14 protein-coding genes are annotated in these 21,040 nt (G+C 45.4%); 4 read left to right on the plus strand and 10 right to left on the minus strand.

Going from position 1 to position 21,040, the window contains the following annotated elements:
- The first annotated feature begins 8 nt into the window (after window positions 1-8).
- From CIK96_RS09005 to CIK96_RS09015, 3 genes are all read left to right on the plus strand, one after another.
- Window positions 9-671: a DUF6249 domain-containing protein gene (locus CIK96_RS09005; RefSeq protein ID WP_094440399.1), complete on the plus strand. Its 663-nt coding sequence runs from the start codon at window positions 9-11 to the stop codon at window positions 669-671.
- Window positions 672-754: 83 nt separating this feature from the next.
- A complete protein-coding gene (locus tag CIK96_RS09010) occupies window positions 755-1,288 on the plus strand; it encodes an RNA polymerase sigma factor (RefSeq protein ID WP_094390651.1) in 534 nt (177 codons plus the stop codon).
- Window positions 1,281-1,619, plus strand: coding sequence for a DUF5056 domain-containing protein (locus CIK96_RS09015; RefSeq protein ID WP_158214856.1), 339 nt, complete (start codon window positions 1,281-1,283; stop codon window positions 1,617-1,619). Before CIK96_RS09010 ends, CIK96_RS09015 begins: the two co-directional genes overlap by 8 nt.
- 184 nt (window positions 1,620-1,803) lie before the next feature.
- Here the strand turns inward: CIK96_RS09015 and CIK96_RS09020 are convergent, their stop codons facing one another.
- The 3 genes from CIK96_RS09020 to CIK96_RS09030 are packed head-to-tail and all read right to left on the minus strand — an operon-like array spanning window position 1,804 to window position 6,526.
- Window positions 1,804-3,804 carry an OmpA family protein gene (locus CIK96_RS09020; protein ID WP_094440401.1) on the minus strand — a complete coding sequence of 667 codons (2,001 nt, stop codon included), beginning with the start codon at window positions 3,802-3,804 and terminating at the stop codon, window positions 1,804-1,806.
- Window positions 3,805-3,813: 9 nt separating this feature from the next.
- A complete protein-coding gene (locus CIK96_RS09025) occupies window positions 3,814-5,874 on the minus strand; it encodes a DNA topoisomerase 3 (RefSeq protein ID WP_094440402.1) in 2,061 nt (686 codons plus the stop codon).
- A 22-nt stretch (window positions 5,875-5,896) separates the two neighbouring features.
- A complete protein-coding gene (locus tag CIK96_RS09030) occupies window positions 5,897-6,526 on the minus strand; it encodes a hypothetical protein (RefSeq protein WP_254047112.1) in 630 nt (209 codons plus the stop codon).
- A gap of 426 nt (window positions 6,527-6,952) precedes the next feature.
- On the opposite strand from CIK96_RS09030, the gene ald reads away from it, so the two are divergent.
- Complete coding sequence (gene ald, locus CIK96_RS09035; protein WP_094440403.1) at window positions 6,953-8,059, plus strand: alanine dehydrogenase; 1,107 nt, start codon at window positions 6,953-6,955, stop codon at window positions 8,057-8,059.
- A 348-nt stretch (window positions 8,060-8,407) separates the two neighbouring features.
- Here ald and CIK96_RS09040 read toward each other — a convergent pair whose 3' ends face one another.
- From CIK96_RS09040 to lepA, 7 genes are all read right to left on the minus strand, one after another.
- The gene (locus CIK96_RS09040) at window positions 8,408-9,295 is read right to left on the minus strand and encodes a carbohydrate kinase (RefSeq protein ID WP_094390656.1); all 888 of its coding nucleotides are present in this window, start codon (window positions 9,293-9,295) and stop codon (window positions 8,408-8,410) included.
- A gap of 36 nt (window positions 9,296-9,331) precedes the next feature.
- A complete protein-coding gene (locus tag CIK96_RS09045) occupies window positions 9,332-10,489 on the minus strand; it encodes an MFS transporter (protein WP_094440404.1) in 1,158 nt (385 codons plus the stop codon).
- Window positions 10,490-10,564: 75 nt separating this feature from the next.
- Entirely contained in the window at window positions 10,565-12,460 is a 1,896-nt protein-coding gene (locus CIK96_RS09050; protein WP_094440405.1) for a GH32 C-terminal domain-containing protein, read from the minus strand.
- Between the two features lie 286 nt (window positions 12,461-12,746).
- Window positions 12,747-15,050, minus strand: coding sequence for a TonB-dependent receptor (locus CIK96_RS09055; RefSeq protein ID WP_094440453.1), 2,304 nt, complete (start codon window positions 15,048-15,050; stop codon window positions 12,747-12,749).
- Between the two features lie 197 nt (window positions 15,051-15,247).
- Window positions 15,248-18,046, minus strand: a complete 2,799-nt coding sequence (locus tag CIK96_RS09060; protein WP_094440406.1) for a substrate-binding domain-containing protein — start codon at window positions 18,044-18,046, stop codon at window positions 15,248-15,250.
- Between the two features lie 405 nt (window positions 18,047-18,451).
- Window positions 18,452-19,045 carry a Crp/Fnr family transcriptional regulator gene (locus tag CIK96_RS09065; RefSeq protein ID WP_094440407.1) on the minus strand — a complete coding sequence of 198 codons (594 nt, stop codon included), beginning with the start codon at window positions 19,043-19,045 and terminating at the stop codon, window positions 18,452-18,454.
- Window positions 19,046-19,093: 48 nt separating this feature from the next.
- A complete protein-coding gene (lepA, locus tag CIK96_RS09070) occupies window positions 19,094-20,875 on the minus strand; it encodes a translation elongation factor 4 (protein WP_094440408.1) in 1,782 nt (593 codons plus the stop codon).
- Between the last annotated feature and the right edge of the window lie 165 nt (window positions 20,876-21,040).

The raw sequence follows: 21,040 nt of genomic DNA on the forward strand, positions 1-21,040 counted from the left end.
ATACAGCTATGAGAAAGTTACTATTCACCCTGGCATTTATCGCCACACTCACCACATCAGTGCCAACTATGGCGCAGAAGCATCGCCACACGCCCCGTACGCAAGAGTTGGTAGATACCACATCTTCCGCTGCAACAGCTATTGAAGCCTACTCCGACACTACGGCAACAGCGACAGATACCATCACCAGTTACAACAACAATAGTAGCAATGCCCCCTTTGCCAGTTTCGACTACGATGGAGGCGATGAAGGATTCGGTGCAAAATTTGTCATTACCGTCTGTTTCATACTCTTTGTCTTAGCCCCCATATCAATCATCGGCCTCATCTTCTATTTCATCCGTCAAAGCCGAAAAGACAAAATACGCTTGGCAGAACTGGCTGCGCAAAACGGACAACCCATTCCCACCGACCTGTTGCGTTCTGCCAAAAACAGCAATGCCAACTATGCTCCCGGTGTACGCCAATGCTGTCTGGGCATCGGACTGGCCATATTCCTCGGCATCATCATGGACGAATTAGGATTCGGCATCGGTGCCCTCGTATTCTTCATCGGACTCGGCAAGATTATCAGTGTGTATCTCACCAAAGACAAATCGTTGCCCAATGCGCCCGAAACAAACGCCAGTGCACTTGACCCTGCACAAGATAACAATCATGCGCAGCACTAAGATCTATAGGATTAGGCATACGAAACAATACATCCAAGTAGAGAAACCATATATCCAAGTGGAACAAGAAAGCAGATAAAGCAATGCAGTCACTCACCGATTTTGCACTCGTCACACAGGTCACTATGATGGGCAACCGCCGGGCATTCGACCAGCTCGTGGTGCGCTATCAGTCACCTGTGCGGCGATTCTTCCTCCATCAGACGCTTGGCGACGAACCGTTGAGCGATGATTTGGCACAAGACACCTTTATCAAGGCGTGGCGCAACATCGGTTCGTTTCGCGCCATGTCGTCCTTTCAAACTTGGCTGATGCGCATTGCTTATAATGTATTCTACGATTATGTGCGCAGCAGAAAAACCACTTCCGACATTGACAACGTGGCAGAGCCAATGACCAACGGCAACAGCAATCCATCGCTACAGATGGATCTCTATCATGCCCTATCACTGCTCAAGCCCGACGAACGCACCTGCATTACCCTCCAATTGGTCGATGGCTACAAGATAGACCAAATAGCCAAGATCACCGACATGAAGGAGGGAACTGTAAAATCCATCCTCTTCCGAGGAAAAGAAAAACTAACCAAATATCTGAAACAAAATGGCTATGGATAGAAAAGACGAACAACTCGTGCAACAATTTTTCATAGAAGCTTCACAACAGACTATTGCAGACAATGGCTTTAGCGAACGTGTCATGCGCCGGTTGCCCAATCGTGCCAATTGGTTCAATCGTGTGTGGACATTGGGTTGTATCCTTATAGCTATAGCATTGCTTCTCATGAGCGATGCCATCACTATCGCCAAGACCAACATAGAAGTATTCACGCAGTCACTACTGAACGGAGGTCTCATAGAAATGTTGCCCACCATCAGCATGTTGATATTTGGACTCGCCATCGCTGGCGCCTACGAACTGTATGTTTGCGTGAAAGAGAATCTATAATCCTTGAAGCTCTCCTTAAATATCTCGCGCATACGCATGTGCGCGAGTCATTCATTTTGTTACCACCGACCACCTACTACCGCAACCTACTATCTTTCAGCATTTTGTGTAATGCTAACAACTTTTCCATCGACCACCGACCGACCACCAATTTCCCCATTTCCCCCCACTTCATTCGTATAAATCACTTCCGAATGAGTTGTCCATTGGCATCAAACATGCCATAGGTGGTATTGGTCACACGAAATTCCGTGCGGCGATTCAATTGGTTGCATATCTCCTGTTGTTCAGGAGTAAGTGTCTTAATGAAGTCTTCCGTCAATACAGTATTCTCTTGTAAGAAGGGATAACACACCGCCAAACGGTGCTTAATAGTCTTTGGTTGTTCCTTTCCATAACCCACAGCCGTCAGTCTGTCGGCACTGATTCCGTGTGCTGTCAAATAGTGCGCCACAGCTTCAGCCCGCCTTTGCGACAGTCGTTTGTTATAATCGCCCTTGCCTTTATAGTCGCAATGGGCACTCAGTTCGATAGCCACATGCGGGTTGGTATTCAGCAGCGTTACCAGCGAGTCGAGTGCAGCCATTGACTCTGGTCGCAGTGTGGCACGATCGAAATCATAATGTATATTGTCTATCAGTACAGGAGCAGTGATACTTGCCAACGGAAACTGCAAGACATGTTCTTGCGACTCATCGGTTTCCACCACATGCAGTTCGGTCTGATGATTGAGATATCCTGGACATGATGCCATCAATACATAATCCACTCCAGGACGCACCGTTTGTGTAAACGAGCCGTTGTTCATCACGCTAAGTCGGAGGTTAGTGCCATCGTTTCCCACCATATAGACCACAGCTTGGGGAAGTTCATAACCTTCTCGCTCATAGACCCATCCCCTGACCGTCTGTATGATTTCAGGATTTTCAAAACTGTAGATATGATCCCATCCATGGGCATCACCACGGTTAGAAGAGAAGAATCCACGGTTTTTATTGCCTTCAAAAGTCATTCCAAAATCGTCGCACATGGAGTTTAGCGGGTAGCCCGGATGTACTATAGTCCATCCTGATGCTGTCGAATGAGCTATATAGATATCGAGTCCTCCCATTCCCTCATGTCCATCGCTTGAGAAATAGAGGTCGCCATTGGGTCGAAACGTAGGAAACATCTCGTCGCCAGGGGTATTGACAGGTGTTCCAAGATTCTCTACCCCACCCAGTCCAGCTTCGGTCAGACGCACTCTCCACAAGTCTTTACCGCCCATTCCGCCCGGCATGTCACTCACAAAATAGAGCCATTGCCCATCGGGACTGACTGCCGGATGGGCATAGAGCGACAGTGTATCGCGAGTGATAGGAAGCGGTTGCGGTTTGTTCCATGTGGCATCACTACGGCGTGAGGTGACAATGGTAGCGAAACGCGGATAGCGCTCATCGCTCTGACAACTGGTAAGATACATGGTTCGTCCGTCTGGCGATAGGCAACAAGCCCCTTCGTCAGCATTGGAATTGAGTTCGGTATCTATCACTTGCGGCCTCAACCATCGTCCCTGCTCGTCTTTCTGAGCCATGAAGATGTCGGCATTCTTAGTGCCAGTGATGCCACTGATATCATCGCCAGTAGCTTCGTTGCGAGTAGAAGTAAGATAAAGACGATCGTGTTCTGCTCCAGCCAATACCGGCGAATAGTCAGAACGTCGCGAATTGAACACATCTTCGCGTTTCACTTTATAGCGCGATCCCTCCTTTTTCCATTGCGGAGCCTTACGGGCAGACGCCAGGAGCGTTTGCGCCATACTGTTTTGCGGACACGAATCGAGCATTTCAGTCATCACCTTGGCAGCCTCTTTGTATTGTCCTACTTTGAGCAACTGTTGTCCCAAAGCCATACGTGTGGCAGAATCGCCCTGTTTATAACGCAGTGCATTGCGGTATGCGGTAATGGCTCTTGCGGTATAGTTGATGCGCCGGTAACATTCCGCCTGTCGCAAGGCTATCTGTCCACGTTGCGTGCGCTCTTTGGGCGATGTCTGCGAATAAGCCTTGCGGTACTGTGCTGCAGCATCGAAATAGTCACCTGTGGCATACAACTGGTCTCCTTGTTTGAGCGCCCGATCGGCACCACATGCCATGAGAAGCATGCAGAGCATCAACAGGGGTAGGTAGCGCGCAGTTGTATTCATCGCTTTGTTTTATGCTTTGAAGGGCAGTCGCCACTGGCAATGCTGATAGTCAGAACATCCGTATGCGGTCTTACCTTTGACGATATGACCTTTTCCACAGAGCGGACACGGCTGTCCGATGATGCTGTCATCGGGAGTTAGCGCCTGTTGCTTCGCTTTGGCCTTGGTGGTTTTGGCTTTGGCAGCCTTGGGTTTTGATGCTGTTTCAGCCTTTGGCGACTTCACCTTTTTCAGTTCAGCATCTGTCAATACGGTCACACGGCGGTTGGTAGTGTCGTGCATCACCTCATTGACAATGTCAGTCACCTGCTGTTTAAGTTCGTCTATAAACTGAGTGGCATCATATTTCTGATGTTCTATATCGCGCAGTTTCTTCTCCCAAATGCCCGTAAGTTCCGGACTTTTCAGCAGTTCTTCGTGTATCAGGTCTATCAGTTCGATACCCGTAGGCGTAGCCACGAGGCGCTTTCTGTCGCGTTTGATATAGTGTCGTTTGAAGAGTGTCTCGATGATACTGGCACGACTCGACGGTCTGCCAATGCCATTCTCCTTCATGGCAGCACGGAGTGTTTCGTCTTCCACAAATTTTCCGGCAGTTTCCATGGCACGCAAGAGCGATGCCTCATTATACCAGTTGGGTGGTGTAGTCCATTTCTCTGTGAGTGTTGGCTGATGTTCGCCCGTTTCACCTTTGACAAAAGTAGGCAGTGTGCGCTCTTCGTCGTCGGGCTTTTTCTCTTCATCATCCACCACTTCCTTCTTCGTATCCCTTACCACACGCCATCCCGGATCGAGTATTTCCTTTCCCGTAGCCTTGAAGTCGATGTCATCTACCTGTCCGGTGACTGTTGTAGTAGAGAATTTACAGTCGGGCAGGAACACCCCGATGAAGCGTCTGGCTATAAGGTCAAACACCTTTCGTTCTGCGTCAGAGAGGTTTTGTGGCACCACTCCTGTTGGTATGATGGCATGGTGGTCGGTGACTTTGGCACTGTCGAACACCCTTTTCGACTTTTTCAACGTCTTTCCGCCAATGGGTTTGATAAAATCGGTGTATGGTGCCACACCGGCGAACTGTGTCTGATAGAGTCCGTTGAGCGTAGCAGGACACTTGGGATAGATATCGTCTGACAGATACTGCGTATCTACACGCGGGTAAGTGGTGTATTTCCGCTCGTAGAGAGCCTGTATGAGATTGAGCGTCATCTCGGCAGAGAATCCGAATTTTCTATTGCAATCCACCTGCAACGAAGTGAGGTCGTAGAGTTGGGGTGGCTGTTCGGTACCGTTTTTCTTCTGCACACTGGTCACCGTGAAGGGTTTTCCTTCGATGGTAGAGAATGCCTGTTTGCCCTCTTCCTCATTGGTAAACTTTCCCTTGGTAGCCGTGAAAGTGGTGTCGCGATAGATGGTGGCGAGCACCCAATAGGGTTCTGGTTTGAAGTTTTCTATTTCCTTTTGTCGGTTAACAATGAGTGCCAGCGTCGGAGTCTGTACGCGTCCGATGGAGAGCACCTGTCTGTTTTGACCGTATTTCAAGGTGTAGAGTCTCGTGGCATTCATTCCCAACAGCCAGTCGCCTATAGCTCTCGACAGTCCAGCCATATAGAGAGGCTGATAGTCTGCTTGGTCTTTCAGATTGGCAAATCCCTCTCTGATGGCATCATCGGTCATCGACGATATCCACAATCTGCTGACCGGACAGGTAGCACCGGCCTTCTGCATCACCCATCGCTGTATCAGTTCTCCCTCTTGTCCGGCGTCACCGCAGTTGACGATGCGTTCGGCTTGCTTCATCAGTTTCTCGATAACGGCAAATTGGCGCTTGATACTGTCCTGTTCTATCAGTTTGATACCGAAGCGTGGCGGTATCATGGGCAGTGATGAGAGATTCCATGACTTCCACATGGACGTATAGTCGTTGGGTTCTTTCAACGTACAGAGGTGACCATAGGTCCATGTCACCTGGTATCCGTTGCCTTCTATATATCCGTCATGGGTTGTGTTGGCACCTATGATGCGTGCGATGTCGCGTGCAACACTGGGTTTCTCTGCTATACAGACTATCATGCTGTCGTTGTTGTTTTCTACATTAATAATAATATGGGCGATGGCCTGTTTCGAGCGATACCTGTATCCATGTCGATGGATTGAAGTGGTAGCGAACGGTTGCCCCTATTCTATCGCCGAGTTCATGGTCATAGACGGGCACAGGAATCTTATTGCCCATCAAGGTTTTCTGTCCGTAGAGGAATCCTTCCCAACGTTGTGAGAAACGATAATCGAGCACGGCATTGAATCCTGCCTGACGGAGATTATAGCCTGCCCAATCGGCATTATGGAAGTAGCCACCTACGGCGAGCGACAGTTTCTCGGTCACTGGCAGTGCATACATGCCGCTGACCTGCTGGCTGAAGCCTGCACCTTTCCATCCTTTGCCAAACGAAGTAAAGACGCTTGCACCGAGCATGAGGTTCATGCCCTTATGCAGTTTCCAGTTGTCCATCCCGACATAGCCCACAGGCCAATGACTCACAGCGGGCTGCATCTGTCCGTAAGCGTTGAGTTCAGGCAGATGTAGCGTAGAATCGGGCAATGCTCTTTGGTCCTCTTGCGCCATGATGGGCGGTGTAACAGCCAGCATCAGCAGCATCACCGTCATAGCCATCATGTGCCACATCTGATGTATTGGGCGATTGTATTTTGTTGATTGAATCTTCATCAGGTTTTTGTTTTATCTCTACGAAACACTATTGTTTCAAAGTGCGAAGTTACGATTTCTTATGGAGACTACCAAACATTCCTCTCTTTCTTTATGCTTTTTTCAGAAACGCTCTATCCTGATCTTTCGATATGACATGGGTTCCACTGCAGATAATTGCCTGCCTGTCAGTCTGTCTTTGTCCATGATCGTCTGGCTGTGTTTGCCATTGTCCGCTTGTGGCCATTAAGGTCTGTCTTTGTCCGGCTCTGTCAGCTCTAAAACCGCTATTATCTGTGATTTATTTCGTTTTGCAAACTCTACCCATCAAAACGACTATTTTCTTTATTAAAAAATGCTATTTTTTTCATCTGTGAAATACAAGTTATTCGATTTTTTCATAAATTTACGGCGTAAAAAATATGTTTAACTTAAAACCCTACTATTATGAAAATCGGTATTCCTAAAGAAATCAAGAACAACGAGAGCAGAGTTGGCATGACACCCGCCGGAGTAGCAGAACTTATTCGCCATGGGCACCAAGTGTTTGTACAACACACAGCAGGCATCAACAGCGGGTTCAGTGATGAAAAATACGAAACTGTGGGGGCTAAAATTCTCCCCGACATAGCGTCTGTCTATAACGAGGCAGAGATGATTATCAAGGTGAAAGAACCTATAGAACAGGAATACAAGTTGATTAAACAGGATCAACTCGTTTTCACATACTTCCATTTTGCATGCGACAGACAACTTACCGAGGCTATGATAAAAACCGGAGCGGTCTGTCTGGCTTACGAAACAGTGGAAACTGACGACCATAAACTGCCGTTGCTCATCCCTATGAGCGAAGTGGCTGGTCGTATGGCTACACTCAACGGTGCCTATTATCTGCAAAAAACCAAAGGCGGAAAGGGTAAACTCATCAGTGGTGTGCCCGGTGTTGACCGCGTCAAGGTGCTGATATTAGGTGGTGGAACCGTTGGTGAAGCTGCAGCACGAATGGCTTGCGGACTCGGAGCTGACGTATGGATTACAGATATCTCGCTGCCACGCCTTCGCCAACTCGAAATGGAACTGCCGGTAAATGCGCACACCCTATACTCTACTGCACACAATATCAAGATGATGCTGCCCGACATTGATATCGTTGTTGGCAGCGTATTGATTCCGGGCGACAAAGCGCCCCACCTCATCACCAGAGAAATGCTGAAGATGATGCAGCCGGGTACCGTACTTGTAGATGTTGCTATTGATCAGGGCGGTTGCTTCGAAACGTCGCATCCCACTACCCACTCCGATCCTGTATATATTGTGGATGATATTGTTCACTATGCCGTTGCCAACATTCCAGGTTCTGTGCCCAATACTTCTACAATGGCGCTTACCAATGCCACACTGAGTTATGCCCTTGCCCTGGCAGACAAAGGATGGCGGAAGGCTTGCAAAGACGACCATGCACTCTACAAAGGGCTCAATGTGGTTAATGGCAAAGTGACCTACCATGCTGTGGCAGATGTATTCGATTTGCCATACGAGCCTATTTCACTTTAAATCAACGAATAGTTGATGACTGAGCAAATTCAATGAATTTGCTCAGTAAACTCAATGAAATTGCTGACCAAATTCAATGTATTTGCTGAGGAAATTCAATGAAATTGCTGAGAAGATACGATGAAATTGGTCAGCAAAACAATTTGATTTGCCTACAAATAGATATTTCACACCATGCTTACTGGCGTCTGTTTTCACACCTATCACAGTTGTACTGAATGGCTTCAAACGTCATTTGCTCCTTTTCCTATCTACTTGACAACAGTATAGGAGTCAGCTTATAACAAACAAAAGACATGCCGCACGGCTTCTGAAAACCATAGGGCATGTCATAACTATGTTTGTGTGTTATCCTAAAAGTTCTTGGGGTATTTCCGGCATAGCACCTTGTTGGGTGCAGACATAAGCACTCACTTCAACAGCACGCTTATGGGCTTCGGGCACACTCATGCCCTTGAGAATACATGCACAGAACGTGCCTGTAAACGAGTCGCCAGCACCAACAGTATCAGCGACCTCCACCTTTGGAGTTTCTTGGAAAGACAGATTGCCAGGAGTAAACACATAACTGCCGTTCACGCCACACGTCAATACCAACATATCGAGATCGTATTTGCCGAGTATCAACCAGCATTTGTTTTCGATATCAAGACCGGGATAACCAAACATGCGACCTATTGTGACAAGTTCTTCATCGTTGATCTTCAAAACATTGCAACGCTTCAAACTCTCACAAATCACCTCTTTCGAATAGAAATTCTGACGGAGATTGATATCAAAAATCTTCAGGCAATCCATTGGAGTATAGTCCAGAAAGCGGTAAATGGTATCGCGACTGACCGTATTGCGCTGTGCCAACGATCCCCAACAAACGGCACCACAACCTATTGCCACCTCACGAATGTCGTGGGTAAAGGGAATATTGTCCCATGCCACATTTTGCTTGATGTCATAAGTGGGGACGCCATCCTTGTCAAGTTCCACCTGTACCGTACCTGTGGGATAATCTACCACAGGCAATACATGTTTGAGCTGTTTCTCATCCAACAAGCGGAGAGCCTGAGTGCCTAAAACATCGTTGCCAATAGCACTAACGGCTACCGATGGCAAGCCATGCTGACCAGCATGATAAGCAAAGTTGGCAGGAGCACCGCCCAATTGTGATCCGGTAGGAAGCACATCGAAAAGGATTTCACCCAATCCTACACAGTATTTTTTCTTCAAAGTAGTATTCATAATTTATGTTCTATTGTTTAAAGTTCAACAAAGCTATTACATTTCCACCTTATTGGTATAAGAGAACAGATAGATAACACCCACTGCCATGACAGCAACGGCACCCACCTGACCTACGGCATCGCTGGCAAAACCCATGATGAGTGGGAATACAGTACCGCCGAAAAGGCCCATAATCATCAAACCGCTCACTTCGTTTTTCTTCTCTGGAACTGACAAAAGGGCCTGGGAGAATACGATGGAGAAGACATTGGAGTTGCCATAACCTACCAAAGCGATAGCGATATAAAGGATGATTTTGCTCTCGCCGACGAACAAGCCTATCATGCTCAGCGCCATCATCACGATGCTAATGGCGAAAAACAAACGTGGTTTCAATATGCGAAGGAAGAATGAACCGGTGAAACAACCAATGGTGCGGAAAATGAAATAAAGGCTGGTGGCAATGGCTGCTTCATTCAATGTCCATTGCAGACGCTCTATCAGAATCTTTGGTGCGGTGGTATTGGTGCCCACATCGATGCCCACATGACACATGATGGCGATGAACGACAGCAGAACAATGGGTTTGCCCAACAATCGAAAACATTCACCAAAACCAGAAACTCCACCATTCATCTCTTCTTCCTCAATAGGTGTTCCTGCCAAAAATACCGTGGCAGCAATGCCGATGACGAGATAAATGGGGAAGAGCACACGCCAACCTAAACCGAATGTGGGGATGGTGGCAATGGCACCCCACATGGCAATGTATGGGGCAAGGAATGACGCAATGGCTTTGACAAACTGGCCAAAAGTCAGAGTGGATGCCAGATGTTTGCCGGTGGCAACCACCGAAACCAATGGGTTGAGCGATGTTTGCATCAGTGCATTACCAATGCCCAACAGCGAAAACGATACCAACATCAGTTCGAACGATTCGCCAAGGATAGGCAACAGTAGCGACACAGCAGTCACGATGAGCGACAACAGCACAGTGCGCTTGCGTCCAATCTTATTCATCAACATGCCTGTAGGCACGGAGAATATCAGAAACCAGAAGAATACCAGCGAAGGAAACAGGTTAGCAGTAGCATCATTGAGGTCGAGATCTTCTTTCACATAGTTAGAAGCAATGCCTACCAGATCTACAAATCCCATGGCGAAGAAACAGAGCATCACCGGGATAAGGGTCAACTTAGATGATTTATTCATTGTTTATTTTTCTATAGCAATGGTCTGCCAGTTAGGGAAGACCATTGCTTTTTGATGTTTATAGTGCTACAATCATTATAATGCAATCTTGTGGAGCTTTACATTCTTGTATTCTGCCTTACCGCCTTTGCTATAGAGTTTCACATTCTCATATGGTTCAACAGGGAACAAAAGGTTGGTCATGGCAATGCGACCGCCATCTACAAAAAGTTCGATAGATGACTTATCTACGAAGATATCAACATGATAAGTGGTCTTGCCATCCTCGCATAGCGTCAGTGGTGCCCATGTGGCAAGGGAGAAATCGTTCTTATAGTTGATAGAATTGGTGATGCGGGCTGGTTGTTTGCCTTCTGCAACAAGTTGCTTGTCCCATGCTAATTCGATATCATGGGGACTTGCCTGCTTGCCAAAGTCGGTCAAGCCACTCTCGGTTCGATCCATCACTACCTTGCCCTGCTTCATATCGAAATAGATCAGGGTACGCTCACGTTTGTTATTTGAGATCTCAATACCTGCAATACCGTTGGCATCAGGAGTAACATCAGCCTCAATCTCGAAGGCGCCTTCCATATTGGCAACAGCACTCTTCAATTCTTTGGCATCTGCCACAGTAGCATCAGCGATATCCTTAGTATCCTTTCTCAAGGCATAAACCTCAGGGGCAACATCTTCTGAAACATAGTATTTGCCGTTCTTCTCATAGAGTTTCAACTCTCTTGGCAAACCGTTGGCACCACGATTCTGCTTGAACGGAGTGAGATTGGCATACTGCCAGTTGCTCATCCAGGTCATCGCCAATACTCTATCACCCGTGTTTGAGAAGGTAACAGTTGCATAATGATCCTTACCCCAATCGAGCCATTTTACATCGTTAGCATCGGGACAAATAAAGTTTTTACCATCGAAATCGCCAACAAAATACTCAGTAGCACTACCGCCAAACCAGCAACCGGGGTTGATATTCATAATCATCACCCATTTCTTGTTCTTCTTATCGCCATTGACAGGCAACTGGAAGAAGTCGGGACACTCATACTGACAAGGTTGCTGACCCATACTTTTGCCGAAGGCACTGACATAATCCCACTTCTTGAGATTCTTTGATTTATAGAAACGCGTCTCTTTATCGGCAGAAACGATCATGTACCAACACTTTCCTTTCTCATACCAGAACACTTTCGGATCACGGAAATCCTTCAAGCCATCGAATGGTGTCAACACAGGATTGCCTTCATACTTGGTGAAAGTACGACCGTTGTCGGTGCTGTATGCCATGCACTGAATCTGACCGTTTTTATCACTTGCTGAAGTATAAAGCGCTATGATGGCATCCTTGCCATAGCCTGCGGTATTGCGCTTGTCAACGACAGAACTTCCTGAGAAAATATGGCCCATATTGTCGCGGGCGATAGCTGGGGCGAGATGTTTCCAATGTACGAGATCTTTGCTGACTGCGTGTCCCCAGTGCATATTGCCCCACTTGCTTCCATAGGGGTTATACTGGAAGTAGAGATGATACTCACCGTCTTTATAGACCATGCCGTTGGGGTCGTTCATCCAGCCATAGAGCGGAGTGAAATGGTAAGAAGGACGATAGTAATCGGTGTTGGTGGTATCGAATGTATCATTGAGTTTCATCAGATTGACAGCCAAAGCATCTTTCTTCAAACCAAGAATCTTAACCGTTGCAGTTTTTCCCTTACCCAAGGCGAATGGCACGTAATAGTCAGCACCGTTCTGTGCCAGTCGCACATCCATCCAAGTATCATCCTTGCTACCTGTATCGAGTAACACTTGTGCTTCATCCTTTTCTTCCTGGACGGGGAGCAGCAGATACTTAGTGGGGTTTTCAACCTTGATGACAGTGGTGTCACCTTTATGTTCGATACTCATTTTCTGTGCGAAAGCAGAAGAAGCAGATGCCATCAGTAGCAGGCAAGATGCTTTGATGAAATTGTTTGTTCTCATTGTGTTAGTATTTTAGGATTGTACTATATAAACGTTGGATTTCTGTTTTTCTTGTGTTATCAACAGTTCTGTATATGTAACATCCCGAATCAGTCACCCGTATGAAAGGTGTATTATATATGAATATTCTTTTATTTGTGTTTATGCATTACAACCATATCCTGTTTAACGTAATTGATATCAATATCTGTGTTATCCTGAATCTATGTTATCCTAATTAGGGCCTGACAACTAATGGGGTGATACTATACAGAGGCTGTCGATAATGTTATAAAGATTGAAGCGATTAGAATTTCAGCGATGCTGAGAATTCTACAGTAAATGGACGGAGATAACTACCTGTCATGATTTGATTCTTAATACCCTTGGCTTCATCCTTGGTAATAAGTTCGGCACCGGCAATACTGCCTTTAGCACCAGTCTGATTGAGGAAGTTTACTACTGTACAGCCAAGTGCGAGGCGCTTGGTGGCCTGCCAGTTGATACCGCCAAAGGTTTCCCAGTGACCGTTGAAGTAATATGCCTCATTGATATTGGCATAGGTCTTGCTGAAGTAACGGAAACTGGTCCAAAGCTTGATATTCTTGGTTATCATATAGCTAGGATCCAATTCTATAAGTACCTGAGGAATCTCAGCAACAATATTGCCTGTGGCATTGATTTTACCAATATAGCCATCGTTGAAAGTTACAGAGGTTTCAAACTTCTTGTAGGTAGGTTTCTGATAAGTGAAGAGGAAGTGGAAATCAAATCCTTTGAAAGGATGAGCCACTGCATCAGTTGTCCAGCCCCAAGTCTGGATATCGTATGCCAAAGGTGCTGCCTTGATTTCACTGCCATGTTGCAAATTGAGCGTTGAGTTATTGTTCGTCTTTGAAATGTATGAGAACAACGAGGTCAGACTCAACCATGAATTGTTATAATAGATTCCTGCACGTCCCAGTGGCACTGAGATCTTATCGGTATTAGGCAATGTTGCTGGTGCGAATGCCTCAAACTTAGGATGCTGCACGATATAAGTAAAATCGCCAGTGAATCCAAACTTATTGGTCAACTTATAAGTTGCTGCCAGCGAGAAATCGTAGTTCACCCAGTTGTAGCTCAAATCTACAGGAGCTATCTTGGTTCCATCAGCGACTGTAGCACCGAGATGATAGTCAGCAAAACGACCGACAAACTCACCCTGAGCATTCTTCACTGCTGCATTCTCACCCTTCAGTTTCTGCCATTCCAAGCGAGCACCATAGTAGAGATTCAATTTCTTGGTCACATCCCAATCGTGGGTAAAATAGAGTGCCAATTTATTTTCACTTCCCTTATAGTATTCTGAAGCGTTCTTGTTGAAGTCATAGAAATAACTGTTGCGCTGGTTGGCATCCCATACACGAACGGCATAACTGCCATCTGCTGGCACGCTCTGATCGTACATGGTTGTGTTTGAGCAATAGTCGATATGATAGAACCACTCGTTGATGCCCAATCGAAGGGTTGAATTGCGGAACTTCTTAGAAAGTTCAGAAGTAAAGAGAGCCTCGTCGATGGTTCCGGCATTGAGACATGACATGCGGGTCTGGACATACTGTCCGTCGTAGGCCTGAGTCTTGTCGTCAATATCGCGATACATATATTGATATCTGCCTTGGTTGTCATCGCTCTTCAAGTCGATAATAGCCATAGGAGTCTGAAACACCATGGCACCACGAGAGTGGTCATATTTCAAAGTAGCCTTCCAATTCAAGCCATTGTCAAACCGATAAGTATTCATCAGTGTCACCTCACTGGCTTTATTCACGCAAGCATCGTAGAGTGTGGTCTGTTCCAACTCTCCTGTACGCATATTGCGATAGGTCATATTGTTATCAGTGGGAAGATAAGAAGTAGTACCGAGTTTGAATTTGCCATACTCTTTCACGCTGCCATCACCCACATAGACAAAGGGAGCACTCTGAGTGGCATAGTTATATACATTATGGCTGTTGGCATATTTGTACATAGCGGTAAATTCACCACGGTTGCCGTTATAGCGTTTAGTAAGGAGTGCCTTATAGATTTGAGTGCGGTCTTGATAAGGAGTGGATTTGATTTTGAAGGTTCCCGGATCGAAATCCTGATACATATTCATACTATAGTACCAGTCTTTACCCAAGTCGCCATTCATATTCAAAGAGAATTCTTGCAGTCCGAAATGGTTGCTCTTATAGTTCAGCGTACCATTGAATCCCTTTTGTCCCTTCTGGGTAAATGAATTGACTGCATAACCGATATTACCGGTGGTGATGGCTGTTTCGGCTATTTTGAGCAATCCTTGGTGACTCAAACTGGCATCACCGCGCCAAATAGTGTTAACTGAATGGGGATTGGTGGCATAGGTGACAGGCAAACCGTTCTCCAACACATTGACATCGGCAGAGGGAAGTCCGATTTGAATCTCACGTGGACCATTAGCACTGGCAGCATTGAGCATTACATTGCGGTTGCCTTCCTCTTTGGCATTGGCATTGTCGTCTTGCGCAAAAACTGCCGCTACATTTAATAATGAAATTGTGAGCACTGTGACGGTTGCAAATTTACCATTGAATAAGGTGTTCATAATCGTTACGTTTTTTATTGTTAGCATTGTTGTTTGATTTCTGCTGCAAATTTACGATACGAATAGAACACCGTACATAAAAATCATTTCATCGGATACAAAAAATCGTTCATGGTAACATTTTTATTAGTCCATGAACGATTTTTATCATTAAATACCAACTTTAATGCATGGTTTTCATATAGTTACAACCAACCCTACCCTACTTCACCAGGTAACATACCATATTCATCTTTGAAACATTTGGTGAAATAAGACGGTGCTGAGAAACCTACTTCATAGGCAACTTCTGCTATACTCATGCTACGATTCTCCAAGAGGCGCTTGGCCTTATAGAGCCGTGCCTTGCGCATCAGGTCAACAACCGAAGAACCTGTCATGGCCTTCACCTTGCGATAAAGTTGTACACGGCTCAAACCGATTTCCCTACCAATATCTTCAACACCAAACTCACTGCGCGAGAGATTTGACTGAATAATATGGTGCAACTGTTTCATAAACTGTTTATCGCGATCATCCATGGACGATTGGTCTATCGTCTGTTCATCGGCCTGCGTAATATCCTTGAACAGCGACTTCAACAATTGGCGTTGCTTCAACAGATTGTTGATACGAGCAAGAAGCACCTTACTATGGAATGGCTTGGTGATATAGGAGTCTGCCCCATGCTCATAACCCTCTGCTCGCTGTTCTTCCAGATTCTTTGCTGTCAGCATGATGACGGGAATATGCGACGTAGCAGTATTGGTCTTCAAACGTTCGGTAAATTCGAGACCGTCCATAACGGGCATCATCACATCGCATACTACTAAATCGGGCACTTCCTTTATTGCCACATCAAGACCTTCCTTGCCATCAGCTGCTTCCAATACAAAGTAATCGTCCTGCAACAAAGTACGTTCATACTGACGGATGTCATTATTGTCGTCTATAATTAATAATGTGGGACGGTCGGTATCGGGATTTACCAATTGCTGAACCTTGCCCTGCAGTTTGTCTCCGTCATCAATATACTGCATGCTACTCTCATCAACAGCTATGTTACCTTCTGACTCTTCTGGTTCCACTTCACCTTCTTGGGTAAGAGGCAGAACCACAATAAAGTCGGCACCCTTGCCACTTTCACTCTCCACCCATACTTCACCATGATGCAATTCCACAAAGGATTTGACCAATGCCAATCCTATGCCTGTACCGCTGGCGGCACCCTGGGCTTGGAAGAAACGTTCAAATACCTGCGTTATCTCTTCACGTGCAATGCCCTTTCCTGTATCTTTCACATCGATGCGCAATGCATCAGGAGTTTCTGCATCACAAAGCGAAACAAATATGTTGCCACCAGACGGAGTATATTTCAAGGCATTACTCAGGAGATTGAATACTATACGTGCCACTTTCTCTTTATCGGCAATGATGGTCGGTGAAGCTTTAAAGCCTTCGGTGTTGAAGTGGAGTTGGATAATCTTGCGCTCTGCCGTCAGTCGGAAGTCATCAACCCATAAGGTCATAGCCTCTACAATATTGAAACGATTGAGCGTCAATGTCATTTTTCCATTTTGTATCTTTCGGAAATCGAGAATAGAACCTACGAGTTGCTGTAATGCCAATGCGTTGCGCTTCACCATACCAAGTAGTTCCCTACTACGTCCCTTGATATTGTGATCATCAAGCAACATTTCCACCGGATCAGCTATCAAAGTCAATGGTGTACGGAGTTCATGACTGATATTGGTAAAGAATACCAAGCGCGAATGGGTCAACTCCATCACCTCATCGTTGAGTCGTTTCAGTTCATCGTTCTTATCTTCCAATTCCCCATTCATGCGCTTCAATTCATCATTGGCATTGGCAAGTTTCTCATTGAGTCGAGTCTTGACAATATAACTTCTGAATATCAACGTAGCAGCAATAATACATACCAGTAGGAAAAGTCCCAAGCTCATCAACAGAACCTTTTGGGCATTATAATCCGATAGATATTTATCTACTTGATGGTGGAGCGTTCTTAGTTTGTGCGTTTGCCGTTCGGCATCTCTTGCCTCCATAAGGGTGAGTTCGGCATTTGCTTTAGTAATGATGGAAGAGCTTAGGTAATTATCACGCTGATAAGGTTGATGGTTTAGTATCGTCAAAGCCAATGCAATGACCTCATCGCCTTTGGTGGGATAGAGATAGGATGCTTCAAACACACCATCGCGCACCAATTCCAAGCCTCCGCCTTCGGTAGCCATGCCATCCACACCAGTATATTTATAATTGCGGTTAACGCCCATTTGTCTGGCTGCCACATAGGCCCCCCATGCCAATCGGTCGTTATGAGCAAACACATAATCGAAATCCTGTGTCTGTTGGAGAATACGTTTCATGGCCTTTATACCACTTTCTTCCTTCCAATCACCACCTTCTGAGGCTACAAGATGAATATCAGGATAGTGTTTGACAGCATCCATAAAACCACGATGACGCTCTATGGCAGGTGAAGAGCCCTCCGATCCTCGGATTTCCACGATGCGCCCCTTGCCATGAAGCTGTTGTGCGATGAAAGTACCCATCGACTTGCCAATAACATAATTGTCACACCCGATGAATGCGGTATATTTGTCGGAATTGGTTTTGCGGTCATATAGAATAACAGGAATACCTCTGTCATAGGCACGTTCTACAGCCTTTGATATGGCACTCAACTGATTTGGTGAAACAATCAACAAATCCACGCCTTCATCAACAAACTGGTTGATTTGCTTATTCTGCAATACATTGTCATCGTTGGATGAAGCAAGTTTCACCATAATGGAATCATTGAGATACTCTCCCGTTTTCAATTCTTCGTTGAGTTTGTCGCGCCAATCATCTTCTGAACATTGAGATACAGCTATTACAAACTTTTTATCAGGTTTTCCACAACCCACAACTATAGCGACAAGCAGTAAGAGTGCCAGTCTGAATATACGGGCAACAGGATACATCAGAAATTTATAAGCTGGTATAAGTTTCATATAATGAATATCTATAGAGAGGTCCAACCGCTTGCAAATATACACTATTCTCGTGTTATTGCCAAAAAAAAGCATACATTTTAATCTATAAAAATCAAAACACGTCATATCTTTACGTCACAATACCCTATTCATATACGCATATAAAGAAAGCAACAAAGCAGGAAAACAATACAATAATAGTTTGCAGACAGCTTGGCGTATGATTTATTATATATAATGTACGCGCACGTGCGAACTGTAAATCAACATGTTTATATATTCCCAAACAGTATCAGCCCGATTGGGTTACAACCTAATAATCGATTTTGATTAAATAGCCGGAGCCCCATCATTGATATAATGACAGGGCTTCGACAGGATGGCTATTCAGAGGATTAACTCCATATGGGTGTTGCCGGTTGATTACAGCAAGGCCGATGTACGAACACGACTCAAGGTCTCTGGAGTCATCTGCAAATAACTCGCGATATAGACCAATGGAGCGCGTAGTACCAATTGCGGACTTTCCTTCACCAACTTGGCATAACGGTCCTGTGCAGTCTCGAAGCGCAGCATATCTGCATGCTTCTGAGAGATGATGAGCGACTCTTCCAATATCTTACGATAGAGCATCTGAATATTGACATTCTTAATAGCCTCTTGCTCAAGCGCAGCCTTTGGCAATGCATAGATGATAGTGGGTTCAAGAGCAACAATCTGCTGTTTCGACGGTTCCTCATGAAACAAACTTTCGATAGCCATACAGATTGTGTTTTCTGTTGCCATATATTCGGTCAACTCTTTACCATTTTTATGATAGAACTGTCGCACCAGTCCCTTGACAATCCAGAAGATATTTTTGCATACCTCCCCTTCGCGCAGGATGTATTCACCCTTCTGAAATTTCATTGGAACCAATATACCTTCCAGTATATCGAGTTCGTCATGTGTCATCGTACTGTATCGACGTGCCAGTTCACGAGCCACATCACGTGGCGTCAGTCCAATATTAGTCATCGTTTTTGGCTTTTATTATATGAGTTAAGATTTTTATTTGTTCGTTAGTTAGTCTAACTTCAGCACAGCAAGGAAAGCTTTCTGTGGCACTTCCACATTGCCAATTTGTTTCATGCGTTTCTTTCCTTTCTTCTGTTTTTCAAGCAGTTTGCGTTTTCGGCTCACGTCGCCTCCGTAACATTTAGCTGTCACATCCTTGCGCACACACTTAATGGTTTCGCGGGCAACAATCTTGGCTCCGATGGCTGCCTGAATGGCAATATCAAACTGTTGACGAGGAATAAGTTCCTTAAGTTTCTCACACATACGTCGTCCAAAGGATACGGCATTATCCTGATGGGTCAGCGTTGAGAGTGCATCGACTGGTTCACCATTGAGCAAGATGTCAAGTTTCGCCAGTTTGGAAGGTCGGAAACAATCTACATGATAGTCGAATGAGGCATAACCCTTAGAGATAGACTTGAGTTTGTCGTAGAAATCGATAACGATTTCTCCCAATGGCAACATGAAATGCAGTTCCACACGATTACCACTGACATACTGCTGGTCTATCAGTTCACCACGTTTATCGAGACAAAGCGTCATGATAGGGCCGATATAGTCGGCAGCAGTGATGATTGAAGCACGGATATAGGGTTCTTCGATATGGTCGATGAACGTAGGTTCAGGCAATCCCGATGGGTTGTGCACCTCTTTCACTCCCCCCTGCTTATCGTAGCACATATAGGTTACGTTGGGCACTGTGGTGATAACATCCATATTGAACTCGCGGTCGAGACGCTCCTGTACAATCTCCATGTGCAACAAACCGAGGAATCCGCAACGGAATCCAAAGCCAAGGGCAATGGAGGTCTCAGGCATAAAGGTAAGTGAGGCATCGTTCAACTGCAGTTTCTCAAGAGAGGCACGCAAGTTCTCATAGTCAGTTGGATCAATGGGATAGACACCCGCAAACACCATGGGTTTCACTTCCTGGAATCCGGCAATAGCCTTTTCGCAAGGACGTGCCACATGAGTAATGGTATCGCCGACCTTCACCTCTTTAGAGTCTTTAATGCCACTGATGATATAGCCCACATCACCGGTACGCAATTCGTTGCGTGGTATCATGTCCATTTTGAGCACACCTACCTCATCGGCTTCATATTCCATACCAGTATTAAAGAATTTCACTTTATCACCTTGACGGATAACACCGTTTTCAATCTTGAAATAGGCAATAATGCCACGGAAGGAATTAAACACCGAATCGAAGATCAAAGCCTGTAGTGGTGCATCGGCATCGCCTTGCGGATGGGGAATACGTTCCACTACAGCGTCGAGAATCTGCTGTACTCCTTCACCTGTTTTTCCGCTTGCACGGATAATATCTTCTGGGTCACAACCAATGAGATCAACAATTTCGTCTTCCACCTCATCGGGCATAGCCGAAGGCATATCTATTTTATTGATGACGGGAATAATCTCCAAATTATGGTCAATAGCCATATAGAGGTTTGAAATGGTCTGTGCCTGCACACCCTGTGTGGCATCTACCACAAGTAGAGCGCCCTCGCATGCGGCAATAGATCGCGATACCTCATAAGAGAAATCGACATGTCCTGGAGTATCAATCAAATTGAGCACATATTGCTCTCCGCCATGCGAATATTCCATTTGGATTGCATGGCTCTTGATCGTTATACCACGCTCTCGCTCCAAATCCATATCATCAAGCATCTGACCACCAGTAATCTGAATGGTCTTTGTATATTCAAGCATTCTGTCAGCCAGTGTTGACTTGCCATGATCAATATGGGCAATAATGCAGAAGTTTCTTATATGTTTCATTGTTTCGTTTACGTACAATTTTGTGCAAAGTTACGAAAAAAATATGAATAACACCCGAACATTATACATTTTTATAGAGAATATTCTATGTTTCTTTACTATGTTCTTATTATTTCCGCCACACACAAACTGTTAATATATCATAATTCTTCGCATCATCATAGT

This window comes from Prevotella sp. P4-98 (genome assembly GCF_002251405.1).
GTDB lineage: Bacteria > Bacteroidota > Bacteroidia > Bacteroidales > Bacteroidaceae > Prevotella.